The organism is Chryseobacterium endalhagicum, assembly GCF_016745235.1.
Taxonomy (GTDB): domain Bacteria; phylum Bacteroidota; class Bacteroidia; order Flavobacteriales; family Weeksellaceae; genus Chryseobacterium; species Chryseobacterium endalhagicum.
The window spans coordinates 496,033-514,163 of record NZ_JAELVM010000003.1; the positions used below are offsets into that span (position 1 = coordinate 496,033).

The window sequence follows — 18,131 nt, forward strand, 5'->3', positions numbered from 1 at the left end:
TCGGGATTACTATTTCACGGATTTTCTAACTTCTAATTTCTAGCTTCTAACTTCTTATAAAAAACAAGCACATGACCATACTGGATAAAATTATTGAAAGAAAAAAAGAAGAAATCGCGGTTTCAAAATCAGAGATTTCAATTGCTCAACTGAAGGATTCTGAGTTTTTTGGAAGACAAGGTTATTCACTTAAAGAATCCATTGAAAATAAAAGCGGAATTATCGCTGAATTTAAAAGAAAATCTCCATCAAAAGGAATTATCAACGATAAAGTTCAGCCTTTGGAAGTCGCTTCTGCTTATGAGAAATTTGGAGCATCCGGAATTTCTATTCTAACGGATAAAGATTTTTTCGGAGGAAGCTTTGATGATATTTTAGCGGTAAGAAACGCGATCAGAATTCCCATTCTCAGAAAGGATTTTATGGTGGATGAATACCAGTTTTATGAAGCCAAAAGTATCGGAGCAGATGCAGTATTGCTGATTGCAGCCTGCCTTTCACCGAATCAAGTTCAGGAATTTACTGAGTTGGCCCACGAGCTGGATCTGGAAGTTTTGCTGGAAATTCATACGGAAGAAGAGTTACAGCATTTTAATTCTAAAATAGATCTCGTAGGTATCAACAACAGGAATTTAAAGGATTTTAAAGTTGATCTTCAGCATTCTGTCCTTTTAAAAGACCAGCTTCCGAAAGATGTTTTATCTGTGGCAGAAAGCGGAATTTACAATATCGAAGATTTTAAATATTTAAAGGAAAAAGGCTTCGACGGTTTCCTGATGGGAGAATATTTTATGAAAAATGAAGATCCGGCGAGTACATTTGCTGAATTTGTATCCAATGTAACAATATAACAGTCTAGCAATTTAACAATGAAGAACGGCCCGCCATCTAAACTGAAAGTCTGTGGATTGACAAAATTAGATCAGATTCAGGAACTGATTTCCATGAAAACAGATTTTCTTGGGTTTATTTTCTATGAAAAATCCCCGAGATATGTTTTGAATCATTTGGAATTGAAAGATATAGCCAAGATCAATCATCCGGGAAAGACAGGCGTTTTTGTGAATGAAGACATTGATAATATTATAAGGATTTCAGAAAACGCAGAATTGAATCTGATTCAGCTTCACGGCGATGAAAATGAAGATTTTATTCTTGAATTAAAACAAAAATTACATCCGGACGTTAAAATTATCAAGGTCATAAGAATGGGAAGCAATAATGGGGAAACCAGAAAAAAAACAGAAGAAAAGATTAATTCCGGACGTTTAATGGTCAATTATTTCCTTTTTGATACAGATAGTAAGGCATTCGGAGGAACGGGAAAACAGTTCGACTGGACCCTATTGGATGAAATGGAGATTCCACTTCCCTATTTTCTTAGCGGCGGCATTTCAGAGGGAAACATTGAAAATATCAGCCTTTTAAAACAAAAGCCTTATGCCATTGATATCAATTCAAAATTTGAAATTGACCCCGGAAATAAAGATATTGAAAAAATAAAAAAAACATTTCAAAAGAGTCCCAACGGGACGATTTAACAAAGCATTGGATGCAGTCCAATGAAATTAAAACACAAAAAAAAACACAAAAATGCCCCAATCCCTCGTAAAAAATTACATCCATATAGTTTTCAGTACGAAGCACCGGGAGAATTTCATTGATGATGAAATAGAAAAAGAATTATTTTCCTATATCGCAGTATTATGCAAAGATTTTGAAAGTCCTGCGTTACAGATAGGAGGAACTGATGATCATATCCATATTTTATGTGTCCTTTCACGGAAAATAGCATTGATGAAGCTGGTACAGGAAATTAAGGCACATTCCTCAAAATGGATCAAGACAAAAGGATCTAAGTATGAAAATTTCTTCTGGCAGAACGGATATGGAGCATTTTCTGTCGGTAGAAATGAAATCAATAGAGTCGTTAATTATATCAAAAACCAGAGGTTGCATCATAAAACGCAAGAGTTCAAAAATGAACTGATTGAAATGCTGGACAGCCACAATATTGAATATGATGAAAGATATATCTGGGACTGAATTTCGTGATAAATGATAATTGATAGTAATAAAGGACTTCATCCTTTACTATAAAATTAAATCGTCCCTTCGGGACTCTTTATATAAAAAAATACACACTAAGATGATGAACATACATCTGTTAAGAAAAACATTCTATAAAACCTTATTTCCGCCCAAGTTCGGGAATAAAAAAATCCAGTTGCTGTATAATTTTGTTTCGCAGAATGACAGTGATGCAGAATACTGGACCATAGATGGGCAGCTGAATGAATTTATAGGAATTATTAAGAATTTTGAAGCAAGTGATATTCAGTATTTTTTTGAGAGAATCAGTTTATGGAACAGCTATTATCTGGTCATTATTTCTGATAAATTTCTGGATAGTCATGTGAAGGCCAATGTCAACTATGATCTCGGGAAGATTTATGCGAAGATCTTTCTGCTGTATGAAGAGGCTGACCCCTATTTTTTAATCGATAATCTCGAAATTGCAGTTACCATGTATGATTCAAAGATAGACGTTGCGACTTTAATTGACCTGATCAGTAAAATTGAAATGCTGCAGCATAAAAAGCTGATTACAAAACAGCAAAGAAATTACAACATACAATTTATCAACAGTTTGAATGATGAATTATCAAGTTAGACTGCTTGGTCCCGGAAAAAATGCATATTTAACAGACTAAAAAATACGACAATGAATTATAAAAACCCTGATGAACACGGATATTATGGAGAATTCGGAGGTGCTTTCATCCCTGAAATGCTTTACCCGAATGTAGAAGAACTACAAAACAATTACCTGGAGATCATAGAATCTGAAGCGTTTCAGAATGAGTATCAGGACCTGCTTAAAAACTACGTGGGCCGTGCGACACCGCTTTATTTTTCTAAAAATTTAAGCCAAAAATATAATACCCAAATTTATCTGAAAAGAGAAGACCTCAACCATACCGGAGCGCATAAGATCAACAATGCCTTAGGACAGGTTCTTCTGGCAAAACGTCTCGGAAAAACAAGAATTATTGCTGAAACAGGTGCCGGACAGCATGGTGTGGCTACCGCTACGGCCTGTGCCCTTCTTGGTCTGGAATGCATTGTCTATATGGGTGAAATTGATATCCAGCGCCAGGCCCCGAATGTCGCAAGGATGAAAATGCTGGGGGCAGAAGTTATTCCTGCCACCTCAGGTTCCAAAACACTGAAAGATGCTGTGAATGAAGCCCTTAGAGATTGGATCAATAATCCTGTGACCACGCACTATGTGATCGGAAGTGTGGTGGGACCTCATCCTTTCCCGGATCTGGTGGCAAGATTTCAAAGCATTATTTCAAAAGAAATCAAGGAGCAACTGCACGAAAAAATCGGAAGGAAAAATCCAGATTATGTTATCGCCTGTGTAGGCGGTGGAAGTAATGCAGCAGGAACTTTCTATCATTTTGTGGAAGAAAAAGACGTAAAAATTATCGCTGCGGAAGCGGGCGGTCTCGGTGTGGATTCCGGGAAATCTGCCGCGACAACCTTCTTAGGAACACTGGGAGTTCTACATGGAAGCAAAAGCCTTGTCATGCAGACTGATGACGGGCAGGTGATTGAGCCCCACTCTATTTCTGCCGGACTGGATTATCCGGGAATCGGGCCATTCCATGCTCATTTATTCAAGGAAAAAAGAGCCGAATTTTTCAGCATCAATGATGAGGAAGCATTGAAATCTGCTTTTGAACTGACGAAGCTGGAAGGAATTATTCCCGCTCTGGAAAGCTCCCACGCGTTGGCTGTTTTAGATAAAAAGAAATTCAGTGAAAATGATGTGGTCGTGATCTGCCTGAGCGGACGTGGGGATAAGGATATGGAAACGTATTTAAGAGAAATGAAAAGTGAATAGTAAAGAGTGAATAGTAAAGAGTGAATAGTGAATAGTGAATAGTGAAAAATTAGTTTTTATGACTTCAAATTGTACTATTCCCCCTTCTAACATCTAATCTCTAACTTCTAACTTCTAACTTCTAATACCTAACATCTATTATAACAATGAAAAAACTAAACATATATTTCACAGCAGGAATTCCGCAACTGGAAGATACCGCTGAGATTCTAAAACTGATCCAGAATTCCGGTGCAGATATGATGGAAATCGGAATGCCCTATTCTGATCCCGTAGCAGACGGGCCGGTAATTCAGCTGGCTCATGAGCTGGCTTTAAAAAACGGAATGACCATTGAAAAACTGTTCTCACAGCTAAAAACAGTAAAAGATGAAATTAAAATTCCGGTTATTCTGATGGGCTATATCAATCCTGTTTTAAGCTTCGGATTTGAAAAATTCTGTCGTGAATGTTCGGAAAGCGGAGTTTCGGGACTTATTATCCCTGACCTTCCTCCTATTGAATTTGAAAACAACTACCAGCAGATCTTAAAAAAGTATAACCTTAATTTTACGTTTCTGGTAACACCTGAGACTTCGGATGAAAGGATTCTCTATCTGGATTCTTTAAGTTCCGGGTTTCTGTATGCAGTAAGCTCTTCATCCACAACAGGAAATGACAATGCCGTTCTGAAAAATGAAAACTATTTGTCCAGGCTGGCTTCCCTTCCTATTAAAAATCCGGTGATGATCGGTTTTGGAATCAAATCTAAAAATGATTTTGAGAATGTCACGGAAAAAGCAGACGGCGGGATTATAGGAACCGCCTTTGTGAATACCCTTTTAAACAATAAAGACTGGAAGAATGCTGCCATAGATTTTATCCATGCTGTAAAAGGGTAAAATTCACTAAATTTGTATGTCAAAAAATGGTATGAAATTAAAATTTCACAGCCATTAAAGAAAACAGACATCAACTTATGAATACAAATCAGAATAAGTCAGTAGAATTTGAAGATCTGGGGATAAAAGAATATCAGCCTGCCTGGGATTATCAGGAAAGTCTGATGAAAAATATTATTGACACCAAGATTAAAAACCGTGATTTACCGGCAGAACAGCATATCACCACTCCTAACCACCTCCTACTGGTAGAGCATCCGCACGTGTACACACTGGGGAAAAGCGGCCATGAAGAAAATATGCTTGCAGGGATTGATAAGCTGAAAGAAATTGACGCTACTTTCGTAAAGGTGAACCGTGGCGGAGATATCACGTATCATGGTTTCGGACAGATCGTTGGCTACCCTATTCTGGATCTTGAAAACTTCTTTACGGATATTCATTTATATATGAGAAATCTGGAAGAAGTGATCATCAGAGCCATTGGCGAGTTTGGACTTAAAGGTGAGCGTTCACCGGGAGAAACGGGAGTATGGCTGGATGTAGGGAAACCTTATGCCCGAAAAATATGTGCCATGGGTGTAAAAGCTTCACGATGGGTAACCCTTCATGGTTTTGCGCTGAATGTAAATACCGATATGCGTTATTTTGAATACATTATTCCGTGCGGGATTAAAGACAAGCAGGTAACTTCCGTAAAAAGAGAGCTTGAAAGAGATCTGACCACCGAAGAAGTAGAAGACCTGAAAGCCAAGATCAGAAAGCATTTTGCAGATGTTTTCGGAGCTGAACTGATCTATAAGTAAATTATTTATCAATATATATACAGAAGCTATCTCAAAATTGAGATGGCTTTTTTTGACTATTACCCAATAACATTATTAATCCTATTAAGTGCAATGTCAACCATCAGCTTCATCACTGACGAAGTCAGAATTCTTTGCTTTCCTCAGATAAAGCGGTTTGCTAGATAAATCTTTGCGATAAAAATTCTATATTTCTGGATCTGCAAAGATTTTTTGTATGCCGGTTTGTACGGATTGATAGAAATACAAAATTTATTAAGCAAAGATGAAATATTTTAAACACAAATTTCACGAATGAATTCACGGATAACACTAATCTGATAGGCAAAAAAATCTGTGCAATTCGTGTGATCTGCGAGAGATTTTAACTCAAAGTTTTAATATTATATATTTTAAGGAGGTCAAAGGTAAAAATCAAGCTTCGACTGATTCGATGAAGGGTCTGCATATTGTGTTTGCTTCATCAATTGCGTAGCCAGAATTTTTTGCCCGCCAATAAACATCTGTGAAATTATCTGACCATGATGTTATTTTAAAACTTATTTTTGATGATCCTATTATTTCTCATCAAATTAAAAAATTAATGAAATCAGTAATCAGAATCTGCTGCACAGCTGCATTCCTTGTATTTGCATCCCAATCCTGTGCCCAAAACAATACTCCCTGTTCCAAACAGATTGACAGTTTGATACAATCACCTTCCCCAAGACCATTTAACGGGGTTATCCTGATTACTAAAAACGGTAAAACCCAATATTCCAAAGCGTATGGTTTTAAAGACAACAGAACAAAGGTGCCTTTAAAAATGGATGATCAGTTTGAAATCATGTCCAACAGCAAACAGGTCACCGCTATTTTGTTATTGAAACAGTCTGAAAAAGGAAAAGTGGATCTGCAGGCTCCTATCAAAAAATATATTCCAACTCTGACACAGCCCTGGGCCGATTCGGTTACGGTTCATCAGCTTTTAAATCATACCCACGGAATTCTCGATACGGAAAAACCTCTGGCCTTTAAACCCGGTACGGAATTTAAATATGGCAACCTTTCCAATATTCTTTTGGGACAAATCATTGAAAACACTTCCGGTTCTTCTTACATCCAGCAAGCCAACGCCTTGTTTAAAGAACTTCATATGAAGAACACCTTCTGTTATTCAAAAAATAATAACAGGAATCTGGTATCCGGCCATATGAATAAAAATAATGTATTTACTCCTGTTGAAAATTCATTTATCAACGATACCAATATGCCTGCTGACGGAATTATCAGCACCGCCCGGGATATGGCATTATGGAATACTCTGCTTCATAACGGGAAAATCCTGAATAAAAAAAGCTATGCATTAATGACCAGTTCATCCGTACTCTCTGAGCATGATGTTTTCGGAAAAGGCAAAATGGGTTACGGTTATGCCATCCGGATCGTGAATTATAATGGCATTCCCTATTTCGGCCATACAGGTTTGGGTGACGGTTTTGCTTCCCTGAGTGTGTATGTTCCAGGTTCAGATGTCAGCATTGTGGTCATGGAAAACCAGATGAGTGAGGACAGTACGCTTTATTATTATCATGAGGCGCTGATAAGGGATATTGTTTTAAAAAGCAGTCTGATAAAGGATAAATAAGAGGTCTGAAGATGGAAGTTACTAGTAGGCACTAATATTGAATATCCATGTTTAAACTTATTAACTCTATTTTAAAAATTAATAAAACCACATTATATTTCTGTTTTTAGGCTTCAATAACCTCCATCTTCGGGCTTCCATCTTTCTTACCATAATAAATGCAATTCTATTAACAAACTCATAGTCAAAGCCAAATAAAAGCTTTTAAATACAGGCTTTATTTAGTGTAATCCTAAAATAATCAGTTTTTTATTGAAAAATAATTTGCTGGTATTGTATTTTTATCTACTTTTAATATCACAATAAAGTGAACTATTTTTATTGAAATAATTCATCTTTTAATGAAACGACACACACCAAAAACTTAGATATACATTTATTACTAACACCAAACTATGAGAATTATGAAAAAACTAATCTTATCAATGATGGTATTTGTGGCAGCCCTGTCATCTAATGCCTGTAAAGATTCTGTTGCAGAGCAGCAGATGATTCAGACCGAAGCTAATAGCAAAACCTTTACAGATCTGGGAAAAACAGTTCCGGTAGGGATAGAGAATGAAAACGGTACCCTTAAAGTATCCTTCATTGTTACGGCACAGTTCTACACAATCGCTCCTTCAAAGGAAAATGAAAAGTACATCAGCCTGATCAGGGAAGCGGTTAAAAATGAATCTCCTATTCAGGTTTTTATCAAGCCTGGAACGCATGAAATTGCAAAAGTAGAAAAAGGAAACGAAGAAGATATCCGCTTCTTCAAAGCGGCTTATACAAAAGAGGTTAAAAATGAAACAAACAAATTAACCAGCGTTCTTCCCAACGTAGCTACTCTGAACAGTATGTTTAATTTAATCAAAAATCAGGCTTGCGGTACTTCTACGGCATCTTCTCCGTGTATCACTTTCAGATATCCTGTAGACGGATGCTACGCGAGAGCCCATAAAATGAGACAAATCCTGATCAACAACGGCTACGACTGTGAGAAACAGTTTGTATACGGAAACTTAAAAGCATCTACCGGAACCTGCTGCGTTGCATGGAGTTATCACGTTGCGATCCTGGTAAGCTACAAAAATGCATCAGGCGTTACTGAAAAAAGAATCATAGATCCTTCCCTGTTCCCAAGCGGACCGGTTACGGATACTGCATGGAGAAACGCATGCATCAACACAACCTGTGGATCTGCCTCTGTTTCTTCTTATGCTAATACTGCAGGGAATGTATATTACAGAAGCCCTAGCGCATCTTATCTGTATGACAATAATTTAGTGAACACCAACTGTGTCCTGAATATATTCTCATCACTTTCAGGATGTTCACCATCACCGGCTCCAAGTGTGGCAAGCTGTGGATTCTAATTAACTTCCAAAGCTCCTGTCATTAAAAAGCCAGGAGCTTTGTATTAAAATATTTTTTATGAAAATCTGGACTTATATACTATTCATCCTATTTATGATCACATCCTGTTCCGGCAGTTCAAGTTCACAGAACCTGACCTGGTATAATAACTCGGTTATCACCAATGTAGCTGAAGATCCGGAAAAACCGGAAGAATTCATGCGGGTATCCATTGGAATAAGTCCGCAGATTTTTTATTTATCTAAAAAAGGAGCAGATTACAAAGCTCTCCTTGAAAAAGCAAGCCAGAGCCACAAAAAAGGAAAAGCATATAATATAGGTATTGAAAATAATACCAACATTATAAAACAGGTCAATGAAGTTCCGTGACGTGACTCCCTTTTTTTGCACAATATACTGCTTTAAAAAAGCAGGCCGATGAAAAAAACACACCACTTACCCCTCAAAAATCCCCCATCACAACGCTGATGGGGATTTTATTTTACCTAATAACAGAAATTCCGGCATCTACCCTGGTCTTTGTTTTATCATTTTGCCTTTTTACCCTATCATTTACATTTTCCTAAAATCGTTATAAATTAAATCTATTAAAATTAAATTGCACACAATTTAATTGGTCTTATATTTGCACTGTTATTTTCATCTCAGCATTTAATTTATCGTGTGAGATGATCGAAAAGTATAATTTAAAATAATAGAAATGTCATTAATAGAAAACTTACAGTGGAGACATGCAGCGAAAGCCTATGATCCATCTAAAAAAGTATCAGAAAAAGATCTTAACACCATATTGGAAGCCACAAGACTGGCTCCTACTTCTTCAGGGCTTCAACCTTTCCGCGTTATTGTTGTGGAAAATCAGGAATTAAAAGAGAAAATGATGGCAGGGGCTTTAAACCCTGAAGTGATGAGAGATTCATCTCATGTTTTGGTATTTGCTGCCTGGGACAGTTATTCCAATGAAAAAATTGATCAGGTTTATGATTATCATACCGACGTAAGAGAGCTTCCAAGAGGACGTTTTGGAAGCTACACGGATAAAATCAAGGCGATGTATGATGCACAGACTCCGGATGAGCATTTTGCACATACAGCCCGCCAAACCTATATTGCGCTGGGATTTGCTTTAGCCCAGGCTGCTGAATTAAAGATCGACAGTACACCTGCCGAAGGATTCAGTAATGAAGCAGTGGATGAAATTCTTGGATTAAAAGAATTGGGATTAAAAAGTGTCAGTCTTCTGTATCTTGGCTACAAGGATGAAGAAAAAGACTGGCTTTCAACGATGAAAAAAGTAAGGGTTCCTATGGAGGAATTTATCATCAAAAAGTAATATATTCAGTATAAACTTTCAAAATCGGGTATTATGGAAAATTCAAAATCTTTACAGCTGGAAAATCAGATCTGCTTTCCGCTGTATGTTATTGCAAAGGAGATCACGGGACTTTACCGTCCATTCCTTGACGAAATAGATATTACGTATCCACAGTATCTCGTGATGATGGTTTTATGGGAAAATGACGGACTGGCGGTAAACCATATCGGTGAAAAACTGTTTCTGGACAGCGGAACTTTAACACCTCTTTTGAAAAGACTTGAAGCTAAGGGAATTATTACCCGGAAAAGAAAAAAAGAAGATGAAAGGGTGGTTGAAGTTTTTTTAACAGAATCAGGAAAACAGCTGCAGCAAAAGGCTTGCGAAATTCCCGGAAAAATACAGAATAAAATTGGGGTAGAGACGGAAGATCTGCTCCATCTTAAAGAAACAATATTAAAAATATTAAACAAAATAGAAAAATAAATGAAAACATTATATACAACGAAAGTTACAGCACAAGGCGGAAGAAACGGCCACGTAAAAAGTGAAAACGGAGTATTGGAACTGGATGTAAGAATGCCTAAAGCTTTAGGTGGCGGCACTGATGATTTTGCCAACCCTGAAATGCTTTTTGCAGCGGGATATTCGGCTTGTTTTGATAGTGCGCTAAACAGAGTGATCAGCTTATCCAAAGTAAAAACCGGAGAAACCACCGTTACTGCTCAGGTAACTATCGGGCAGCTGGACAACGGAGGATTCGGGCTGGCGGCAGAACTGGATGTGAATATTCCGGGAGTTTCTCTTGAAGAAGCACAGTCTCTGACTGAAAAAGCCCACCAGATCTGTCCGTATTCTAATGCGACGAGAAATAATATGGAGGTAAAGCTTTCGGTTACGAATAACTAAGCCTTAATTTCTTTAATTAAAATAAAATCTGTTTCTTTTGGGAGCAGATTTTTAAATATGATACCAACAGCATGGACAATAGTTTTTTAATCATTTTTATTTTAGGCATCCTGTACCTGGTCATTAGATATTATACTCCCAAAATAAAGGGATATATTGGCGAGCGCAGGGTTTCTGAAAGTCTTAAAAGATTAAACACTAAAGAATATATTGTCCTGAATAATATTGAATTAAAGATTAAAGGCTCCATTTCACAAATAGATCACATCATTGTTTCGGATTATGGAATATTTGTTATTGAAACCAAGAATTATAAAGGCTGGATTTTAGGCTATGAAAAAGACAGGTACTGGTATCAGGTCATCTATAAGTACAGACGTAAGTTTTACAATCCTGTTTTACAAAATCAGGGTCATATTTATGCTTTAAAGCACGTCCTGAAAAACTATAATTATTTGAGATATTACTCCATCATTGCATTTACAAAAAGGGCAACCCTTAAGACCAAAACATATACTGATGTGGTTTATACCAATAAGTTAGTGAAAACCATAAAAAAATATGATTCAGCTTATATCAATGAACGGACCAAGAACGAAATTGTCGCAGCCATTCTCACGGCAAGAAAAAACAGTCGTACTGAAGATAAAAAAGTAATAGCCAACTCTACTATCAACCGAAATATTTGCCCAAATTGCGGAGGAAACCTTATTAAAAGAGATGGTCAATATGGGGTTTTCTGGGGCTGTTCTCATTTCCCGAAGTGTACATATACAAGAAACAACAGGTAAGACTTCTATCAGATATTATCTCGTGGTAGAATCACTTTTCTTAAAGGCATCGACCTTTTTGTACAAATCGTTTGTCTCCTTTTCTTTTTTATCAGAAATTAATATCCCAAAAAGATGGTCTATTTCATGCTGGAAAATTACTGCGGTAAAACCTTCCACAATTTCTGAATACTTCTGCCCTTTCAAATCCACATATTCCAGCTGAATCACCTTGCTTCTGTAAAACTGATCTCTAAATTCAGGAATTGACAAATCGCCTTCAGGGCCAAGGTTCTGTAATTCTGAGCGCCATACAATGACAGGATTGATGAAATATTCCAAAGGATTCCCTGTTTTATCGAAACGTTCCACCCAGATCACTTTTCTGTTGATGCCCACCTGGGGTGCTGCAATTCCTACTCCACCGTCTGTGGAAAGGAGAGATTCTTTCATTCTTTTAACCAAGGTTGCGGTATTGGAATCCATTGGATCAATTTCCGTGGAAAGGCTTAGTAAAGTTTTGTGCTGATCAGCATCTGTAGTCTGATAGATAGGCAAAGCCGTTTTTATATCGCCTTGAGTGATAATTGAAAGTTCGGTTGATGTAAGCTTCTGAGCATTGACCAATCCGATAAAAAGAATCAGCAGAAAAGGTATTTTTTTCATTTTTATTATTTGTGATACAAAGATAGGTAATGTGCTTCAAACATATAATTCTGTTTTTTATAAATTAAACGGGCTAAAGCCCGTTCCTATTGAATTTTAAAGGATTCATTATATAGATATCTGAACTGCATTTGGAAAGGCTTCGACTCCGCTCAGCCTGACAGTCGATAACATTGTGCATAGTATTAGCATTGTCAGGCTGAGCGGAGTCGAAGCCTCATGATATTTTAAACAAAAAAAACGGACCAGAGCCCGTTTCTATTGAATATTAAAATGTTTTCGTCATATCTGCAGGAATGATCAGATTGAAATCTGTAGGAATGTATTCTTTTGCAGGAACTTTCAATTCCGGATCTTCAGACTCAAAAACAGAAATCACTGCCATTTTAAGGTTTGGATTTTTCTGTTTGATATACCAATAAATTCCACCGAATTCCTTGCTGTGATAGTTTCCGTTGTAATGGATGAACGTTTTTCCTGCCTGCATACTTTTCAGGATAGATTCAGCCATGGTAGCGTCTTTTGTAGCTTGTGCCGAGATAAAATTCATCACTTTGGTGCCTTCCGCGTGATCACCCATCATGGCTTTCATTTCCTGATATCCAGGGGTATCCAGCGTCACTTTAATCGGAAGCTGGGCAATGTACGCTTTCTCCTGAGCACTCAATTTATTCAGAGATTCCAGACCTTCTTTTGCCGTCTGGGAAGCATATCTTCTTGGAATATTGGTGGCAATGAAGTTCAGCTTTTTGGCTTTGGCAAAATCAACGAGAGGCTTATAATCCGTAGGATAATTATTCCACAAACGGGCGGAATCTTTTAATGTTTTAGCATCAAATTTTCCTTCCAGATATTGATTCAGCTGAGACTGGTTGTCTCTTTCGAACATCTCTGCCCCTAAAATAATCTGACCGTTTTTCTTTGCAAATAAACCTTCAGTAACTTTGAGCTGAAGCCAGTGATTAATGGAACTGTTATGATTTTCACCAAAGAAAACCACATCATATTCAGCCAGCTCTTTAATCAGTTTGTCTGTCTTTACTTCCTTTCCTTTTTTATCATAAAACTGATAGGCTTTCAATTCCTGAGCCTGGATCATTCCCAAACCCATCATGAGTATGGCTATGAAAATATTCTTCATTTTTATTTTATTTAAACACAAATTACACAAATGTTTCTTCACAAATATCACAAATCTTTACATTGATTTATAACCACAAAAGTCACAAAAGACTTTTAACACCTTCGTTATTTCTAAAATTAAATACTTTACGAACAAGAAGTACACTTAAGTTCTATAAAAATCTTTGATTTTCAGCTTATGTGCTCTTGTTATGCCAGAGTTTTAAAACTAAAGTGCTCTAAACTGTCCAAATAAAAAACTTTTGTGACTTTTGTGGTTAAAAAATTTGCAATTTCTTTTTCTTCAGCAAATCCGGATCTGCTTCAAAAAAAAGCCGCCTTGAATTAAAAAACAAAACGGCTCATTCAAAATCATCTAATTATTATTTCTCTAATTCTGCTACAAGATCTTTCCATTCCTGAAGTTCCGGAATACCCGGTTTTCTCTTTCCAAAGAACTGAACGATAAAATCACCTTCTTTGTTGAATACTTCGATAGCCGTTACCTCACCGTCTTCAGTAGGTTTCTTCACGATCCATGCTTCAGCAATTTTCGTTACATCCAGATGCAGGTTGAAATCAGGGTCCATGACATTGAACCACTGCTGATGCCAAAGGGTTTTCTTTACGTTTCCGGTGTGGATCTGGATAATTCCTCTGTTTCCAACGAATACCATGATCGGAATGTTCTTTTCTGAAGCATCTTCAAGGATGTTTACCACTTTAGCATTGTCGATTTTTTTAGCAAATCCTTCCGGAGCCAGTCTCAATGCCTGAGTTCTGCTTACCCCGAATTTTCTGGTCATCATGAAGAAGTCGTGGGTGTCTTTTAATTCAGTCCATGCTGTTTTGAAACCTTCCACATCAATCTCAGCGTCTGCTTTTTCAGGAGCTTTCGGAGCTACGGCTTCAATAGTTAATGCCTGATTCTGATCTTCTGCCTTAAATTTTTCTACGATTGCATCGAAAGCAGCTTCATTGCTGGTCTTCGTCAGATAGATCTTATGAAGGGCAAGACCGTCTTTACCAAAGAACTGAAGGCTTTTTTTATCTCCTTCCACTACGGCGAATGCAGATTTCCAATGGTTAAGGAATATTCTAAGGTCAATATCTTCCCCTACGAAAAGCTGTGCATGCGGGCTGCTAAAATCACCGTTCTGGTAAGTTCCCTTTCTCTCGTGTACACATTCATCGTTACGGGTAAGTGCCATTACCTTTCCAAGCTGTTCTGCTTCGGTAAGGATCGCAGGAAATTCAGGGTTCAGTACGGTTACGCCTTCTCCTATGCTTGTTGCCAGTAATTCAGCTTCGCTTACCTCCAGCTGTGCTGCTGCATTTCTTATTCTTATATGTGGATTTTCTGCTTTCAGAGCCTCCCATTTTTCCTTTAAATCATTAACTAACGTGCTCATTATTTTATTTTTTTATGGTTAAAACTGTGTAGATTCTATGAATGGTTTCGTTTCCGGATTTGCTTTGGATGTCTTCTTCTTTTTCGGAAATCTTCATCCTCTTGAAATGGCTTTTGGAAACCAGCTGCTCCATTTCGCTGTTGCTGTACATGGTAAAATTGTATTCTGTAAACGGCAGAGTCTCCATGAATTTCCGCTGTCCGAAAGTGAGGACAAATGTTCCGTCCTTCTTTAAAACCCTGTAAATCTCGTTGAGAAATTCAACCGGTTCTTCCCAGAAATAAACGGTATTGACGGTAAATATTTTGTCAAAGGTCTTGTCTTCAAAAGGAAGCTTTTTTCCTTCATACAGTACAAATTCTGCCTGGTTTTCAAAGTCTTTATTGAGCTTTCTGGCTTCGTTATACATGGTTTCGGAAATATCTACGCCTGTATATTTCAGATTCTGTGCTCTGTTCAGAATGTTTTTCAGGTGTCCGGCATTTCCGTGTCCTATTTCAAGGATGTGCTCATCATCTTCTATTAAAAGCGTTTTAATGCTTTCTAAGGTCATGCTGATGTTGGTTTCATTCATCATCCCGGCAATCTCAATTCCTTTTTCTCCCTGTGGATTGGCAAGGTTCTGAGCGAGGATTTTTAATTCATCTTTTTCCATGGTTATCCAAAAATGATCATTGGGTTATTGGTAATAGGGTGTTCGCAGATGGTGCACGGAAAATTGTAGGCATGGCTGATATTTTCAGCGGTGAATACTTCTTCCGGCGTTCCGTATGCGGAAACCTTTCCTGATTTCATTAATAAAATTTTGTCTGCAAACTGTGCCGCAAGATTAAGATCGTGCAGGACAACAATCGCTGAATTGGCTTTCTGAGTGAATTTTTTGATGATATCGAGCGCTTTATACTGATGCTTTATATCAAGATTATTCAATGGCTCATCCAGAAATACCAGTTTATGGGCAATATCGTTTTCAAGCTGAGACATCACCCGGGACAAATGTACCCGCTGTTTTTCACCTCCGGACAAAGTGTTGTATTCCCTGTCTTTAAGGTGGAAAATATCGGTTTCATACATCATCTTATTGGTGGCCTCAAGGTCTTCTTTTCCGGGCTGAGTCTCAAAATAAGGGTATCTTCCCATCATAATGACGTCTTTTACTTCAAGAGGAATGTCATTGCTGTTGTGCTGTGAAAATTTAGCCTTATGTAAAGACAGCTCTTTCACGTCCCATTTTGTAATTGCTTTATCCTTAAACAATACGTCCTGTCTGGATTTCACCTCATTGGCCAAAACACTGAGGAGACTGGATTTTCCTGCTCCGTTCGGGCCTACAATAGCAAGAAACTCACCATATCCGAGCGCGACATCTACTCCGTCCAGAATATGAAAGTCCTTATGCTTGTAAATGATCTGATGTGCCTTTATCATTACAGGGATTTTTTGAATTTAATTAAAATAGCAATAAAAATCGGCCCTCCCATAAGCGCGGTAAGAATTCCGATCGGAAGTTCGGAAGGTTCTACGATGCTCCTGCTGAAGGTATCTGCCGTTAACAGTAATATACTTCCGCATATGGCTGACAAAGGCAGAATAAATGTATAATTTGATTTAAATAAAAGCCTTAAAATATATGGTACGATAAGGCCTACAAATCCTATGGTTCCGGAAAATGCCACGCTGATTCCCACCATTAATGCTACAATAATAATGATCTGCTTTTTAAGCCTTTCTACATTGATTCCCAAATGCTGGGCATCTTTTTCTCCAAGCATCATGGCATTTAAAGCCTTTCCTTTTGGAAGCAGGATGACGTAGGAAATGATCAGCACTACTCCTAAAATAATATTCTTCGTCCATGTGGCGGCTGCCAGACTTCCCAGGTTCCAGAACGTAAGATCCCGCAGCTGTTCGTCTTTTGAAATATAAATCAAAAATCCGGTGATAGAAAATCCTATTGCCGTAATAGCCACTCCCGTAAGGAGCATCATCACAACATTGGTTTTTCCACCGCTTGTAGAAATCCTGTATACCAACATCATCGATAAAAAAGATCCTATGAATGCCGCGATTCCCACCAGCGAAAATTGTACGGCTTCAGGAAGATACTGTTTAAAATGCCCTCCTAAAACAATGGCAATGGCCGCCAGCAATGTGGCTCCCGAGGTAAGTCCTATCAGGTCTCCCGTCGCCAGAGGGTTTTTGAAAAGCCCCTGCAGACCGGTTCCTGAAACGGCGAGCATACTTCCTATTAAAATAGCCATAATAATTCTCGCTGCCCGTACATCCCAGATTACATATTTATGGCTTAAAGATAAGCCCGGATCTCCTTTTATATACTGCCACAAAACTTTGAAAGGCGATGTTCCCCCAAAGTCATAGACTCCTGTATTAAGTGCCAGTACTGCTATAATAAGAAGCAGTACGACACCTATAGCTGAATAAAAGTACAGTTTACTTTGTGTTCTCAATTAAAAGTTTGTTTAATCCTACTGCTGCTTCTCCTAATCTCGGTCCGAAACCTGAAATTAATCCTCCATCCATTGCGATGATCTTCTTGTTTTTACCTGCGTTGGTTTGTGCTACGCCCGGCATTTTAAGAGCTCCTTCGTTTCCGCCGGCACCCTGAAGGCCCGTTGAGAAGAAGAATAAAACATCCGGATTGGCTTTTACAACCGCTTCCGGTGTCAAAGGCTTGAAATCTTCAAAATCGGTTACTGCGTTTTCTCCGCCTGCAATACTGATCAGTGAAGCCATAGGGGTATTTTTCCCGGCTACCATCATCATATTTCCTCTTGCATAGATGAACAGTACTTTTGGTTTTTTGGCAATGGGCTGGATCTGCTTTAAATCCGCATCAATTTTATCGGTTAATTTCTGATAATCAGTATTTCCAATTGCTTTGGCTACATCAGTGATCAGTTTTTTAGTTCCTTCTACAGTGTAATCCTGCTTGAAAACCTCAGTTTTAATTCCTGATGACTTGATTTTACCCATCAATTCAGGATTGATATCTTTTTCTGAAGCTAAAATTAATGTAGGATTTACAGCCATGATCGGCTCAATGGTGATGGATCTTACATGACCCAGATTTTCAGCCGTCTTTTTCAATGTTTCAGGATAGGTGCTGGTAACATCTGTGGCTACAATTTCTTTTTCGTGGCCCAGCGCACTTACAATTTCGGTAATACCTCCGCTTAATGTAACGATTTTATTATTGCTTTTCGGAGCTTCAGCAGATGCTTCTGTTGCATTTTCTTTTTTAGCCCCTTCTTCTTTTTTACATGAATATACAGCCATCATAATGGACGCTGCAAGGATTAATTTTTTCATAATCTACAATTTATTTGATTA

Annotated in this window: 21 protein-coding genes; 14 read left to right on the forward strand and 7 right to left on the reverse strand. The window is 37.9% G+C overall.

The genetic code is table 11. The features are described 5' to 3' along the window. Positions 1-71: 71 nt before the first annotated feature. The 14 genes from trpC (at position 72) to JET18_RS18000 (ending at position 11,601) form a co-directional block, all read left to right on the forward strand. Positions 72-851: an indole-3-glycerol phosphate synthase TrpC gene (gene trpC / locus JET18_RS17935; protein WP_202093349.1), complete on the forward strand. Its 780-nt coding sequence runs from the start codon at positions 72-74 to the stop codon at positions 849-851. Positions 852-869: 18 nt separating this feature from the next. After that, positions 870-1,541: a phosphoribosylanthranilate isomerase gene (locus JET18_RS17940; RefSeq protein WP_202093350.1), complete on the forward strand. Its 672-nt coding sequence runs from the start codon at positions 870-872 to the stop codon at positions 1,539-1,541. A gap of 52 nt (positions 1,542-1,593) precedes the next feature. Next, entirely contained in the window at positions 1,594-2,046 is a 453-nt protein-coding gene (tnpA, locus tag JET18_RS17945) for an IS200/IS605 family transposase (RefSeq protein ID WP_202093352.1), read from the forward strand. A gap of 103 nt (positions 2,047-2,149) precedes the next feature. Beyond that, on the forward strand, positions 2,150-2,674 hold the full coding sequence (locus JET18_RS17950; protein ID WP_202093354.1) for a hypothetical protein: 525 nt from the start codon (positions 2,150-2,152) through the stop codon (positions 2,672-2,674). Positions 2,675-2,725: 51 nt separating this feature from the next. Then, entirely contained in the window at positions 2,726-3,913 is a 1,188-nt protein-coding gene (trpB, locus tag JET18_RS17955; protein ID WP_202093356.1) for a tryptophan synthase subunit beta, read from the forward strand. Positions 3,914-4,059: 146 nt separating this feature from the next. Further along, on the forward strand, positions 4,060-4,794 hold the full coding sequence (gene trpA / locus JET18_RS17960; protein ID WP_202093358.1) for a tryptophan synthase subunit alpha: 735 nt from the start codon (positions 4,060-4,062) through the stop codon (positions 4,792-4,794). A gap of 77 nt (positions 4,795-4,871) precedes the next feature. Continuing rightward, positions 4,872-5,600 carry a lipoyl(octanoyl) transferase LipB gene (lipB, locus tag JET18_RS17965; protein WP_202093360.1) on the forward strand — a complete coding sequence of 243 codons (729 nt, stop codon included), beginning with the start codon at positions 4,872-4,874 and terminating at the stop codon, positions 5,598-5,600. A 583-nt stretch (positions 5,601-6,183) separates the two neighbouring features. Continuing rightward, positions 6,184-7,227, forward strand: coding sequence for a serine hydrolase domain-containing protein (locus tag JET18_RS17970; RefSeq protein ID WP_202093361.1), 1,044 nt, complete (start codon positions 6,184-6,186; stop codon positions 7,225-7,227). A 404-nt stretch (positions 7,228-7,631) separates the two neighbouring features. Beyond that, positions 7,632-8,585: a protein-glutamine glutaminase gene (locus tag JET18_RS17975; RefSeq protein WP_202093362.1), complete on the forward strand. Its 954-nt coding sequence runs from the start codon at positions 7,632-7,634 to the stop codon at positions 8,583-8,585. Positions 8,586-8,643: 58 nt separating this feature from the next. Beyond that, positions 8,644-8,955 carry a hypothetical protein gene (locus tag JET18_RS17980; protein ID WP_202093364.1) on the forward strand — a complete coding sequence of 104 codons (312 nt, stop codon included), beginning with the start codon at positions 8,644-8,646 and terminating at the stop codon, positions 8,953-8,955. A gap of 331 nt (positions 8,956-9,286) precedes the next feature. Further along, positions 9,287-9,919 carry an NAD(P)H-dependent oxidoreductase gene (locus tag JET18_RS17985; protein ID WP_202093366.1) on the forward strand — a complete coding sequence of 211 codons (633 nt, stop codon included), beginning with the start codon at positions 9,287-9,289 and terminating at the stop codon, positions 9,917-9,919. 33 nt (positions 9,920-9,952) lie between these two features. Continuing rightward, the gene (locus JET18_RS17990) at positions 9,953-10,387 is read left to right on the forward strand and encodes a MarR family winged helix-turn-helix transcriptional regulator (protein WP_202093368.1); all 435 of its coding nucleotides are present in this window, start codon (positions 9,953-9,955) and stop codon (positions 10,385-10,387) included. Beyond that, positions 10,388-10,810 (forward strand): organic hydroperoxide resistance protein, encoded by a 423-nt coding sequence (locus tag JET18_RS17995; RefSeq protein ID WP_202093370.1) that lies wholly within the window; start codon positions 10,388-10,390, stop codon positions 10,808-10,810. A gap of 71 nt (positions 10,811-10,881) precedes the next feature. Beyond that, positions 10,882-11,601: an NERD domain-containing protein gene (locus tag JET18_RS18000; RefSeq protein ID WP_202094358.1), complete on the forward strand. Its 720-nt coding sequence runs from the start codon at positions 10,882-10,884 to the stop codon at positions 11,599-11,601. 15 nt (positions 11,602-11,616) lie between these two features. Here JET18_RS18000 and JET18_RS18005 read toward each other — a convergent pair whose 3' ends face one another. From JET18_RS18005 to JET18_RS18035, 7 genes are all read right to left on the reverse strand, one after another. Then, complete coding sequence (locus JET18_RS18005; protein ID WP_202093372.1) at positions 11,617-12,246, reverse strand: peptide deformylase; 630 nt, start codon at positions 12,244-12,246, stop codon at positions 11,617-11,619. 268 nt (positions 12,247-12,514) lie between these two features. Further along, positions 12,515-13,387 (reverse strand): ChaN family lipoprotein, encoded by an 873-nt coding sequence (locus JET18_RS18010; RefSeq protein ID WP_202093375.1) that lies wholly within the window; start codon positions 13,385-13,387, stop codon positions 12,515-12,517. A gap of 364 nt (positions 13,388-13,751) precedes the next feature. Continuing rightward, positions 13,752-14,780 (reverse strand): hemin-degrading factor, encoded by a 1,029-nt coding sequence (locus JET18_RS18015; protein WP_202093377.1) that lies wholly within the window; start codon positions 14,778-14,780, stop codon positions 13,752-13,754. A gap of 4 nt (positions 14,781-14,784) precedes the next feature. Continuing rightward, the gene (locus JET18_RS18020; protein ID WP_202093379.1) at positions 14,785-15,435 is read right to left on the reverse strand and encodes a class I SAM-dependent methyltransferase; all 651 of its coding nucleotides are present in this window, start codon (positions 15,433-15,435) and stop codon (positions 14,785-14,787) included. 2 nt (positions 15,436-15,437) lie between these two features. Next, positions 15,438-16,208, reverse strand: coding sequence for a heme ABC transporter ATP-binding protein (locus JET18_RS18025; protein ID WP_202093381.1), 771 nt, complete (start codon positions 16,206-16,208; stop codon positions 15,438-15,440). After that, complete coding sequence (locus tag JET18_RS18030) at positions 16,208-17,248, reverse strand: FecCD family ABC transporter permease (RefSeq protein WP_202093382.1); 1,041 nt, start codon at positions 17,246-17,248, stop codon at positions 16,208-16,210. The genes JET18_RS18025 and JET18_RS18030 overlap by 1 nt, the downstream gene beginning before the upstream one ends. Further along, entirely contained in the window at positions 17,232-18,110 is an 879-nt protein-coding gene (locus tag JET18_RS18035; protein WP_202093384.1) for a heme/hemin ABC transporter substrate-binding protein, read from the reverse strand. The genes JET18_RS18030 and JET18_RS18035 overlap by 17 nt, the downstream gene beginning before the upstream one ends. Positions 18,111-18,131 lie beyond the last annotated feature (21 nt).

Coding starts and splice junctions, on each gene's coding strand:
- trpC (WP_202093349.1), top strand. CDS start 72: ATGACCATACTGGATAAAATTATTGAAAGAAAAAAAGAAGAAATCGCG.
- JET18_RS17940 (WP_202093350.1), top strand. CDS start 870: ATGAAGAACGGCCCGCCATCTAAACTGAAAGTCTGTGGATTGACAAAA.
- tnpA (WP_202093352.1), top strand. CDS start 1,594: ATGCCCCAATCCCTCGTAAAAAATTACATCCATATAGTTTTCAGTACG.
- JET18_RS17950 (WP_202093354.1), top strand. CDS start 2,150: ATGATGAACATACATCTGTTAAGAAAAACATTCTATAAAACCTTATTT.
- trpB (WP_202093356.1), top strand. CDS start 2,726: ATGAATTATAAAAACCCTGATGAACACGGATATTATGGAGAATTCGGA.
- trpA (WP_202093358.1), top strand. CDS start 4,060: ATGAAAAAACTAAACATATATTTCACAGCAGGAATTCCGCAACTGGAA.
- lipB (WP_202093360.1), top strand. CDS start 4,872: ATGAATACAAATCAGAATAAGTCAGTAGAATTTGAAGATCTGGGGATA.
- JET18_RS17970 (WP_202093361.1), top strand. CDS start 6,184: ATGAAATCAGTAATCAGAATCTGCTGCACAGCTGCATTCCTTGTATTT.
- JET18_RS17975 (WP_202093362.1), top strand. CDS start 7,632: ATGAAAAAACTAATCTTATCAATGATGGTATTTGTGGCAGCCCTGTCA.
- JET18_RS17980 (WP_202093364.1), top strand. CDS start 8,644: ATGAAAATCTGGACTTATATACTATTCATCCTATTTATGATCACATCC.
- JET18_RS17985 (WP_202093366.1), top strand. CDS start 9,287: ATGTCATTAATAGAAAACTTACAGTGGAGACATGCAGCGAAAGCCTAT.
- JET18_RS17990 (WP_202093368.1), top strand. CDS start 9,953: ATGGAAAATTCAAAATCTTTACAGCTGGAAAATCAGATCTGCTTTCCG.
- JET18_RS17995 (WP_202093370.1), top strand. CDS start 10,388: ATGAAAACATTATATACAACGAAAGTTACAGCACAAGGCGGAAGAAAC.
- JET18_RS18000 (WP_202094358.1), top strand. CDS start 10,882: ATGGACAATAGTTTTTTAATCATTTTTATTTTAGGCATCCTGTACCTG.
- JET18_RS18005 (WP_202093372.1), bottom strand. CDS start 12,246: ATGAAAAAAATACCTTTTCTGCTGATTCTTTTTATCGGATTGGTCAAT.
- JET18_RS18010 (WP_202093375.1), bottom strand. CDS start 13,387: ATGAAGAATATTTTCATAGCCATACTCATGATGGGTTTGGGAATGATC.
- JET18_RS18015 (WP_202093377.1), bottom strand. CDS start 14,780: ATGAGCACGTTAGTTAATGATTTAAAGGAAAAATGGGAGGCTCTGAAA.
- JET18_RS18020 (WP_202093379.1), bottom strand. CDS start 15,435: ATGGAAAAAGATGAATTAAAAATCCTCGCTCAGAACCTTGCCAATCCA.
- JET18_RS18025 (WP_202093381.1), bottom strand. CDS start 16,208: ATGATAAAGGCACATCAGATCATTTACAAGCATAAGGACTTTCATATT.
- JET18_RS18035 (WP_202093384.1), bottom strand. CDS start 18,110: ATGAAAAAATTAATCCTTGCAGCGTCCATTATGATGGCTGTATATTCA.